The organism is Exiguobacterium sp., assembly GCF_020832205.1.
Lineage (GTDB): Bacteria > Bacillota > Bacilli > Exiguobacteriales > Exiguobacteriaceae > Exiguobacterium.
Genome location: NZ_JAFIFD010000054.1, coordinates 26,925 through 36,746 on the forward strand (window position 1 = coordinate 26,925; position 9,822 = coordinate 36,746).

Genomic DNA, 9,822 nt, shown 5'->3' on the forward strand with positions numbered 1-9,822 from the left:
CTCCATCGTTTTCCATAATAATTAGCAGCAACTTATCGTTTCGTGTAACCTTCTTTATTCGTTTGACGCTCGCGTGCGATCGCGAGTGCCTCTTCTGGAACATCGTCCGTGATCGTCGATCCGGCAGCGACAATCGCGCCTTTTCCGACTGTGACCGGAGCGATCAAGTTGACGTTGCAGCCGACAAACGCGTCTGCTTCGACGACGGTTTCGAACTTGTTCTTACCGTCATAGTTGACTGTGATCGACCCGCAGCCCAAGTTGACGCGTTCACCGATCGAAGCGTCTCCGATGTAACTGAGGTGCGAGGCTTTCGCGCCGTCCCCAAACGTCGATTTCTTAATTTCCACGAAGTTACCGACGCGTGTGTTGGCGCCGAGTACTGCTTGTTGACGAAGGTGCGCGAACGGTCCGACTTGTGCTCCGTTCCCGACACGGCTGTCACTGAGCACTGATTGACGTACCGTCGCTCCGTCTTCAATGACGCTGTTGCGGATGTCGGAGTTCGGCCCAATCACACATTCCGACCCGATGACCGTCTTGCCAAGGATGACCGTCCCCGGATAAACGATTGTATCCGAACCGATGACCGCATCTGGTGAAATATACGTCGATGCCGGGTCCATGAACGTCACACCTGCACGCATGAGGCGCTCGTTCGTGCGCTTGCGCATAATTGTCTCGGCTTGCGCGAGAGCGACGCGGTCGTTTACGCCGATCGTCTCGTCAAACGTTGGTGCCGTGTGTGCTGCAACGACTTCTCCTGCTTGTTTCGCAATCGAGATGACGTCTGGCAAGTAGTACTCGCCTTGCGCGTTGTCGTTGCCGACTTGGCGGAGTGCTTCAAACAACAACTCGTTGTCGAAGACGTACGTTCCGGTATTGATTTCACGAATCGCAAGCTCTGCTTCTGAAGCGTCTTTATGCTCGACGACTTTCGTCACGTTACCATCTTCACCGCGGATGACTCGCCCGTATCCTGTCGCGTCGTCGGCGATTGCCGTGAGGACAGTTACTTTCGCGTCTTGTGCTTCATGGTGCGCGAGTAACGCTTCTAGTGTTTCCGCTGTCAAAAGTGGCGTATCGCCACAGACGACAAGTGTTGCTCCTTGTTTTCCGGCGAGCTCTGACTCCGCCATTTGGACGGCATGACCTGTCCCAAGTTGCTCTTCTTGGACCGCATAGTCCACACGGGACCCGAGTGTGTCTTGTACCGCTTCAGCCCCATGGCCGACGATGACGATTTGACGACTGACCCCGATGTTGTCGAGTTGGTCGACGACGTGCTCGACCATCGGTTTTCCGAGGACCGGATGAAGCACTTTATAGAGTTTCGACTTCATACGCGTCCCTTTACCTGCTGCCAAAATGACTGCAAAACGATCCATGCTTGATTCGCTCCTATCTCAATCGACTGTAATTTCGTACTATAGTTCGGGTTTTCTGCATATAAATCCTATTTACACCGTTTCTACTATATCGAAACGGCGAGCCCGTTTCAACCGTTGTAGCGATTCGTAACCAATCCCACGCAAAAAAGCAGCGGAACGAGTTTGCGTTCCGCTGTCCGATTATGATTCATGGATCTCGTTATACAGTTCTGACGTCTCATTCGACGCGACATCGACCTCTGAGTACGCCTCTAACACTGCCGCTTCGACTTTTTGACGCATCTCGCCGTTAATCGGGTGCGCGATATCCCGAAATATGCCTTCGGGCGTCCGTTTACTCGGCATCGCAACGAAGAGCCCCGTGCTCCCTTCAATGATTCGAAGGTCGTGCACGACGAACTCGTGATCGAGCGTGATGGAAGCGAGCGCCTTCATCCTACCTTCTGTTGCCACTTTGCGAATTTTTACGTCTGTGATCTGCATGTTTCGCATCCCCTTTTCATCGTTGTCTATACCAAGGTGTCCTTTATTCAAGGTTGAGGTGCCGTCTAACGAACGCAACTGATTCCGTATGACTCATATACCCTTTCATCATAAAACGAAATCAAATTTTTGCCAATCACTTTAAGAACTGTTCGACGTTTCCACGTGAAATCGTGACGAGACCTTCGTCTGAATCGACGTTCGTCAACTTCATCAAACTCACATACTCACTCACCATTTTTTTCTCAGCGCCTTCTGCCTCCATGAGCACACCGACGCCAGCGAGGTTCGCTTCGAACTCGTTCAATAAACTCATCATCCCGCGAATCGTCCCGCCGGCCTTCATGAAGTCATCGATCAACAACACGTTGGCACCGCGTGGCAAGCTACGGCGAGCGAGCGCCATCGTACGAATCGCTTTCGACGAGCCTGACACGTAGTTGATGCTGACGGTCGATCCTTCGGTGACACGGCTGTCAGACCGGACGATGACGAACGGGACACCGAGCTGTTCTGCGACCGCATAGGCGAGCGGGATCCCTTTCGTCGCAATCGTCATGACGACGTCGACTTTCCGATCGGCGAACACCGAGGCAAACACTTGGCCCATCGGCTTGACTTGACGCGGATTGCCGAGGACGTCAGTTAAATATAAGTAACCGCCTGGAAGCAGGCGTTCTGGTTTCGACAATTGTTCGCACAATCCATCGATCATCGAGAGCGATTTTTCTTTGCTCCAGCCCGGAATGAACATGACGCCTCCAGCCGCTCCAGGAACAGTCACGAGTTTGCCGGTCCCATCATGGGCCAGCATCTCGCTTACGATGACCAAATCCTCACTAATCGATGACTTGGCGGCTTTATAGCGGCTCGAAAACATCGATAACGAGACGAGCTGGTGTGGATGGTCGAGCAAATAACGGGTCATATCGACGAGACGACCACTTCTACGGATTTTCATACGGATTCCCCTTCACTTTTACGATAATAGACGAATGTTCTACACAGAATATATCAGACTCATTCGTCTTTGTTCAATGTTTTTTACCGAGAATCCGAACGACGAACACTTCTGGGCAAAAACCTTTCAACCCATTGTAGACCCGATGTGCTTTCTGCTCATGTTCGATTAAAGCAAAGACGGTCGGTCCGCTTCCGCTCATGAGCACCCCATCTGCCCCGCAGTGGAGCATCGTTTCTTTGATTTGACGAACTTCCGGATGCAGTTCGAGCGTGACCGCCTCAAGGGCATTTCCGAGGTTGTCACAAATCGCTCCAAAATCGCGAGCGCGAATCGCTTCGACCATCGCCGCCGTGTTCGGATGAACGATATGTTCCATGTTCACCGCCCGATACACGTCGGCCGTCGAGACGCCGATCTTCGGTTTCGCCAGTACGACGTAGCACGGGGGAGGCGACGGAATCGTCTCCAATAACTCACCGCGACCGCGAGCGATCGCCGTCCCGCCCATGACACAAAATGAGACGTCCGAACCGACTTCGGCACCTAGTTCCGCCAACTCTTCAAGCGACAAACCGAGCTCGAACAGCTCGTTCATCCCGCGCAGCGTCGCCGCCGCATCGCTCGAACCTCCGGCAAGTCCGGCCGCAACCGGAATTTGCTTGTCGAGGACGATGTCTACTCCTTCAGCGATATCGAAGCGTTTCCGCAACAGTTCGGCCGCACGATACGCCAAGTTCCGATGATCGTTCGGGACGTAAGCATGCTCGGACTGAATCCGGATTTCATCCGTCTCGAGCACGGTGATTTCCAATCGATCGGACAAGTCCACCGTCGTCATTACCATTTCCACTTCATGATAGCCGTCCGTCCGCTTCCCGAGGACGTCGAGCGTCAAATTTATTTTTGCCGGCGCTTTCACACTAATCGTGCGCATATCGTTCACCCTTCCCATTTATCTCCTGTTCGCCATTGTACCGTAAACGAGCGCACAAAAAAAGAAGCAGCTGCCAATGCATCCGCCCCTCATTTATCGATCAATTACTGAATTCAATTTTAACTGTATCCGTTAGGACATCAGCGTAGCTATATGAGACACGTTCCACGTTATGATGATCTTCATCCAACTTGACGACGAACACCGCAGGATACGTCTCAACGAGCGTTCCAAACCGAGTAACGACTTTCTTACGACCGCCGTTTGCTTTCAACGTCAATCGTTCTCCAACATGCGATTCGAGTTTCTGTCTGATTTCTTGTAACGTCTTTGGCATACGCTTCACCTCACTGTTACAAGTATAGCACATTCAAAAATAAAAATAAAGATTAAATATTATAGCGACTCACCCTTCGGTCGTCAACTATTTTTAAGTGGTAAAATTGTGTCGGCTAAACGCGCAAACTCCTCAAGCGACAACGTTTCACCCCGACGTTTCGGATCGATGTCCGCCTCTTTTAGCAAGCGTTCCACTTCCGTTTTTTTGTCTTTCCCGAGATGGTTCGTCAAGTTGTTTAAAATCGTCTTTCGGCGTTGAGCAAAACTCGCCCGAGCGATTTCGAAGAAAAACGCCTCATCTTTTACATCGACGGCCGGACGCGGACGCATCCGAAGCGTGATGACCGCCGAATCGACGTTTGGGGCAGGCATGAACACATTTTTCGGGACGATGAAGCTGACGTCCGCTTCCGCGTAATACTGAATGGCGATCGACAATGAACCGTACGCCTTCGTGCCTGGCTTCGCACCGATTCGTTCCGCCACTTCCTTTTGAATCATCATGACGAGCGAGCGGAATTTGATGCGACTCTCGAGCAAACGCATAATGATTGGCGTCGTCACGTAATAAGGCAAGTTCGCGACGACCGAAATGTCTTCGATGCCTTCGCTGAAGAACTCCCGTTCCACGATCTCTTGAATGTCGAGCTCGAGCGCATCGCCGTGGACGACGTGAACGTGCGGGTAAGGTGCCATCGTGTCTTCAAGGATCGGCAGAAGACGTTGGTCGATCTCGAGAGCCACGACTTTCTTCGCCCGTTTGGCAGACTGTTCGGTCAATGAACCGATGCCAGGACCAATCTCGAGCACACCGCTCGCTTCTCCGAGTTCCGCCGCATCGACGATTTTATTTAAGATATTTAAGTCGATCAAAAAGTTTTGTCCGAGCGACTTTTTGAACGAGAAGCCGTGTCGTTCTAGAATGGCTTTCGTCCGATGGATTGTTGCAATGTCTTTCAATGATTTTCCTCCTCTAGCTGGATGAGAGCCTGCTCCCATTCCTCGGTCGTCACGCGCATCGCCTCGACTCGTTTTACAAATTGCTTCGCATTCGGTTCACCGATTCGAAGCAACACCCCTAGCCGCTTCCGGCGCTGGGCCGCATCCGCTCCGCCGATCAAGTCTGCTTCTAGTACCATTTTACGAGTCACAAGCGGGACGTCTGCTTCGATGCGATCTTCGTATACCGCACTGAGTACGCGACGGATCGTTGCCGGCGAGGCATGTTCGACGCCGATCTTTCCGCGTTTGTCTTTCGCCTCGGCTCGAGGCAAGTAAGCGTGCTTACAGCCTTTCACATGTTCCTCGACGATGGCCCGAATGCGGTCACCCGGATAATCCGGATCGGTCAAGATAATGACGCCTCGCGTCTCCTGTGCTCGTTTGATCCGTTCGATCGTCTGTTTTGACACGGCAGACCCGTTCGTTTCAATCGTATCGACGTCATACACTTCCTGTAGGCGGGTCGTATCATCCCGCCCTTCGACGACGATCACTTCTTGTATTTTTTCACGCATCTTCAGTTCCTTCTTTCTCTTCTTGCTTCGGGATGACCCAAATCGTGAGCGGTTTGCGTCCGAACGTGACCGCTTCTTCCTTCGTGTCCATCATGATGTCAATTTTATTTCCTTTGATGGCACTTCCGGTATCGAGGGCGATCGCCATGCCGAATCCTTCCACATATACACGAGTTCCGAGCGGAATGATGGACGGGTCGACGGCGATGATTCGCAATCCTTCATAAAGGATCGTCTCGGTCACATCGTACCCGCTCCGCGTCAACACACGGCCATCGTACGTGATCGTGTCTTCCGCGTTGTTCGTATAGGCGGTCGCCTCGACGAGGAGCTGCTTCGCCGAAGAGAAATCAAGCACGTCTTCGGCTCGTGGCGTCTCCTCGATTTTGATTTCGGCTTCCTCTCGAAACGGACTGTCCGTCTTCGGCGCTTCAGCCGTTTGATCCTCCGGCGGTTCTGGTACCGGCTTTGTTCCCACTTTTATAATCTGCGGGCGGACCGTTTGAAGCGTTTCGATCCCTGTTTCGGTCCGATTTGTAATTGTACCATTTTCGACCGTCAGTGCATACCGCGTCCGTTCGAGTCCAGGAATCCCGACTTGCGCCACCGCGGTTTGACCGATTTCGAGTGTCTCATCTTCTTCTTTGACGATGTCAAACGGAATGAGACGATTTTCATATTGGACGACGTCTCGGCTCGTATTGACCGTGATCGTCATCCCTTCCCGTACGGTCTCGACGAGCGCTGGACTTACCGTATCCCGTTCCGACACGTCCACTCCCGCTTCACGTAACACCTGCTCCACGGTCGTCGCCATCGTGTACATCGTCTTCGCTTTGTCTTCAACGATGACGTTCACGGCAACCACCGGCTGATAACGAATCGTCATCCCTGAGGTGATCGGGGTACGGACGTCCGGGTAGACATCGTCTCCTTCCCGGACCGCGACCCCATAACGTAACAACACGTCACGTACCGTGCGTTCACGTGTCTCGATCGTCTCGATTTGACCGTAGCCGATTTGAAGCGACACCGTATTGGCTCGTTCGATATGGATGACGCGTTCAACCGGAAGCTCAGCACTTAAAGCCGGGGTCACATAATCAGCCTCGTCGATTTCAATGCCGGTCTCTTCCAGCACTTCAAGAACCGATTTGGCCCGCGTCTCATGTTCGATGCGCATCCCATCGTCAATGATGATGACTGGTTCTGGTTGGGTCATCACATAGGCGAACACCGCCACGACGAGGACGCCGATGCTTAACGTAATCCGTTTCAACATCACGGCAAACGGAACAAACGCTTGGCGTTAGCTGTCGTCGCTTCAGCCAAGTCTTCGAACGGCATGTCACGGAGCAACGCGATCTCTTCGGCGACATACGTCACGTACGCCGGCTCGTTCCGTTTGCCGCGGAAAGGAGTCGGGGTCAAGTACGGACAATCTGTCTCAACGAGAAGACGTTCGAGCGGGACGCGCTTCGCCACTTCTTTCGGCACTTTGGCATTTTTGAACGTCACCGGTCCACCGAGCGAGATGTAAAAGTTTAGGCGCAGACAGCGTTCTAGTAGCTCAACGGACATGCTGTAACTATGGAACACCCCGCCGACAACTTCCGCGTGCTCTTCTTCCAAAATGTCGAGAACGTCGGCTGTCGCTTCCCGGTTATGAATGACGATGGGCATATTCGTCCGCTTCGCGATGGCAATCTGTTGGCGGAACAGGCGTTGTTGCACGTCTTTCGGCGATTTGTCCCAATGGTAATCGAGACCGATTTCCCCGAGCGCCATCATTTTCGGATGCTCCATGAGCGTCTCGATTCGTTGTAAGTCAGCTGGTGTACAATCAATCGCATCGACCGGGTGCCAACCGACGATCGCGTAAATATCGTCATACGTTTCAGCGAGTTCGAGCGCACGTGTAATCGTCTCATTATCAAAACCGACGACGAGCAACGGCGATACACCCGCTTCTCGTGCCCGTTCAATCGTCGCGTCGACATCCTCTTTAAATTGCTCAGCATTAATATGGGTGTGCGTATCAATTAGCATGGTGCGTCCTCCTTGTTTAAACGAAGAGAGGGAGACCGAAGTCTCCCCCAAATTTATTTGACGATGGCCCCGTTCGGCATATTCTCAGATACGGTTGCAAGTTCTAACTTACCATCTTTATCGGCTGCCAAAATCATTCCTTGAGACAACTCGCCACGAAGTTTGACCGGCTTCAAGTTGGCGACGACGATGACTTTTTTGCCGACCAACTCTTCCGGTGCATACCATTCGGCGATGCCCGACACGATTTGGCGCGTCTCGTTACCGAGATCGACTTGAAGTTTTAACAACTTCTTCGCTTTTTTAATTTTGTCAGCTTCGACGATTTGTCCGACACGGAACTCGACTTGGTCAAAGACGTCGATTGTAATTTCAGGACGAACATCTTCATCCTTTGTTTCTTCCGGCGTCTCTTCTTCTACACGCGCTTTTGACGCTTGACGCATCATCTCTTGAATCGCGTCGATTTCCTCTTTTACGTCACGGCGCGGGAAGATCGGTGTCCCATCCGTGACGACCGCTCCGTCGAAGGCTGCGAACGTATCGAGTGCTTCCCAAGACATATCTTGCCCTTCAAGTCCGAGTTGACGGAACATTTCTTTTGGCGCCCGCGTCATGAACGGTTGAATCATGACTGCGACATGGCGAAGTACACCCGCAAGATGAGTCATCACCGAGGCGAGCTCAGTTTGTTTCGTCTCATCTTTCGCAAGTACCCACGGCTGCGTCTCGTCGATATACTTGTTCGCCCGGCTGACAAGTTGCCAAATGCTCGAAAGTGCGACTGAGAACTCCATATGCTCCATCGCCGCTTCCGTCTTCTTCGTCGTTTCTTCGACGACGTGAATCAATTCCGCGTCGAATGCCGTCACATTGCCCGCATAGGCAGGGACGTTGCCGTCGAAGTATTTCTTGATCATGGCAACCGTGCGGTTAAGCAAATTGCCAAGGTCGTTCGCAAGGTCGAAGTTTAACCGGTCGACGAACGCTTCCGGTGTAAACGTCCCGTCCGCTCCAAACGGCACTTCCCGGAGCAAGTAATAGCGGACCGAGTCAAGCCCGTAACGATCGATGAGCGGAATCGGATCGACGACGTTCCCTTTCGATTTCGACATTTTACCGTCTTTCATGAGCAACCAGCCATGGGCGAACACTTGCTTCGGCAACGGAAGATCGAGTGCCATGAGCAGTGCTGGCCAAATAATAGTATGGAACCGTACGATTTCTTTTCCGACCAAATGAACGTCAGCCGGCCAGTAACGATTGAATAGTTCGTCGTTTTCCGTGCCGTAGCCAAGTGATGAAATGTAGTTCGTCAACGCATCCACCCACACGTACACAACGTGTTTCGGATTTGATGGGACTTGTACACCCCAATCGAACGTCGTTCGAGACACAGCCAGATCTTGAAGTCCAGGTTTCAAGAAGTTGTTGATCATCTCTGTTTTCCGCGACTCCGGCAAGATGAAGTCCGGGTGCGCTTCAAAGTACTCGATCAACCGGTCTGCATATTTGCTGAGGCGGAAGAAATAGCATTCTTCCCGGACGAGCTCGACTGGGTGGCCGCTGTCAGGGCTCTTTCCGTCGACAAGTTGCGACTCTGTATAATACGTCTCATCCGGTACCGAATACCAACCTTCATATTCGCCGAGGTAAATATCTCCGTTTTTAAGAAGCGTCTCGAAAACGTGTTCGACGACAGCTTTATGGCGATCTTCGGTCGTGCGAATATAATCATCGTATGAGATTTCTAGACGATCCCAAAGCACTTTGATGTCTTTCACGACGTCATCAACGAACGCTTGCGGTGTGACACCCGCTTCTTTCGCTTTTTCTTGAATTTTTTGGCCGTGCTCATCCGTTCCCGTCAAGTAACGGACATCGAATCCTTTTAAGCGTTTGTAGCGGGCAATCGCATCGCCAGCCACTGTCGTATATGCGTGACCGATGTGTAATTTGGCACTCGGATAATAAATCGGAGTGGTGATATAAAAAGTAGGCTTCGCCATAGTTGTTCTCCATCCTTTCGACATTTGCAATTTCCATTATACACGGTTCGACAAAAGAATTTCCAAACCAATTGTTTGGAAATTCTTTTCAGATTGGAGACAAAGTCACGTTTCAGGCGAACTGAAACGTGACTTT

10 protein-coding genes are annotated in these 9,822 nt (G+C 51.9%); all 10 read right to left on the reverse strand.

What is annotated here, in order from left to right; translation table 11 throughout:
• Positions 1 to 32 precede the first annotated feature (32 nt).
• The 10 genes from glmU to metG all read right to left on the reverse strand — a co-directional run bounded on the left by glmU (position 33) and on the right by metG (position 9,686).
• Positions 33 to 1,388, reverse strand: coding sequence for a bifunctional UDP-N-acetylglucosamine diphosphorylase/glucosamine-1-phosphate N-acetyltransferase GlmU (glmU, locus tag JJU47_RS14195; protein ID WP_228620653.1), 1,356 nt, complete (start codon positions 1,386 to 1,388; stop codon positions 33 to 35).
• 183 nt (positions 1,389 to 1,571) lie between these two features.
• The gene (gene spoVG, locus JJU47_RS14200; protein ID WP_228620655.1) at positions 1,572 to 1,874 is read right to left on the reverse strand and encodes a septation regulator SpoVG; all 303 of its coding nucleotides are present in this window, start codon (positions 1,872 to 1,874) and stop codon (positions 1,572 to 1,574) included.
• Between the two features lie 136 nt (positions 1,875 to 2,010).
• On the reverse strand, positions 2,011 to 2,835 hold the full coding sequence (gene purR, locus JJU47_RS14205; RefSeq protein ID WP_228620657.1) for a pur operon repressor: 825 nt from the start codon (positions 2,833 to 2,835) through the stop codon (positions 2,011 to 2,013).
• Positions 2,836 to 2,908: 73 nt separating this feature from the next.
• Entirely contained in the window at positions 2,909 to 3,772 is an 864-nt protein-coding gene (gene ispE / locus JJU47_RS14210) for a 4-(cytidine 5'-diphospho)-2-C-methyl-D-erythritol kinase (protein WP_228620659.1), read from the reverse strand.
• 100 nt (positions 3,773 to 3,872) lie between these two features.
• Complete coding sequence (locus JJU47_RS14215) at positions 3,873 to 4,109, reverse strand: Veg family protein (RefSeq protein WP_021065751.1); 237 nt, start codon at positions 4,107 to 4,109, stop codon at positions 3,873 to 3,875.
• An 83-nt stretch (positions 4,110 to 4,192) separates the two neighbouring features.
• Positions 4,193 to 5,071: a 16S rRNA (adenine(1518)-N(6)/adenine(1519)-N(6))-dimethyltransferase RsmA gene (gene rsmA / locus JJU47_RS14220; RefSeq protein WP_228620661.1), complete on the reverse strand. Its 879-nt coding sequence runs from the start codon at positions 5,069 to 5,071 to the stop codon at positions 4,193 to 4,195.
• Positions 5,068 to 5,628 carry a ribonuclease M5 gene (rnmV, locus tag JJU47_RS14225; protein WP_228620663.1) on the reverse strand — a complete coding sequence of 187 codons (561 nt, stop codon included), beginning with the start codon at positions 5,626 to 5,628 and terminating at the stop codon, positions 5,068 to 5,070. Before rnmV ends, rsmA begins: the two co-directional genes overlap by 4 nt.
• Positions 5,621 to 6,910: a 3D domain-containing protein gene (locus tag JJU47_RS14230; RefSeq protein WP_228620665.1), complete on the reverse strand. Its 1,290-nt coding sequence runs from the start codon at positions 6,908 to 6,910 to the stop codon at positions 5,621 to 5,623. Before JJU47_RS14230 ends, rnmV begins: the two co-directional genes overlap by 8 nt.
• Positions 6,910 to 7,677 (reverse strand): TatD family hydrolase, encoded by a 768-nt coding sequence (locus JJU47_RS14235; protein WP_228620667.1) that lies wholly within the window; start codon positions 7,675 to 7,677, stop codon positions 6,910 to 6,912. Before JJU47_RS14235 ends, JJU47_RS14230 begins: the two co-directional genes overlap by 1 nt.
• A 53-nt stretch (positions 7,678 to 7,730) precedes the next feature.
• Entirely contained in the window at positions 7,731 to 9,686 is a 1,956-nt protein-coding gene (gene metG / locus JJU47_RS14240) for a methionine--tRNA ligase (RefSeq protein WP_228620669.1), read from the reverse strand.
• Positions 9,687 to 9,822: the final 136 nt, after the last annotated feature.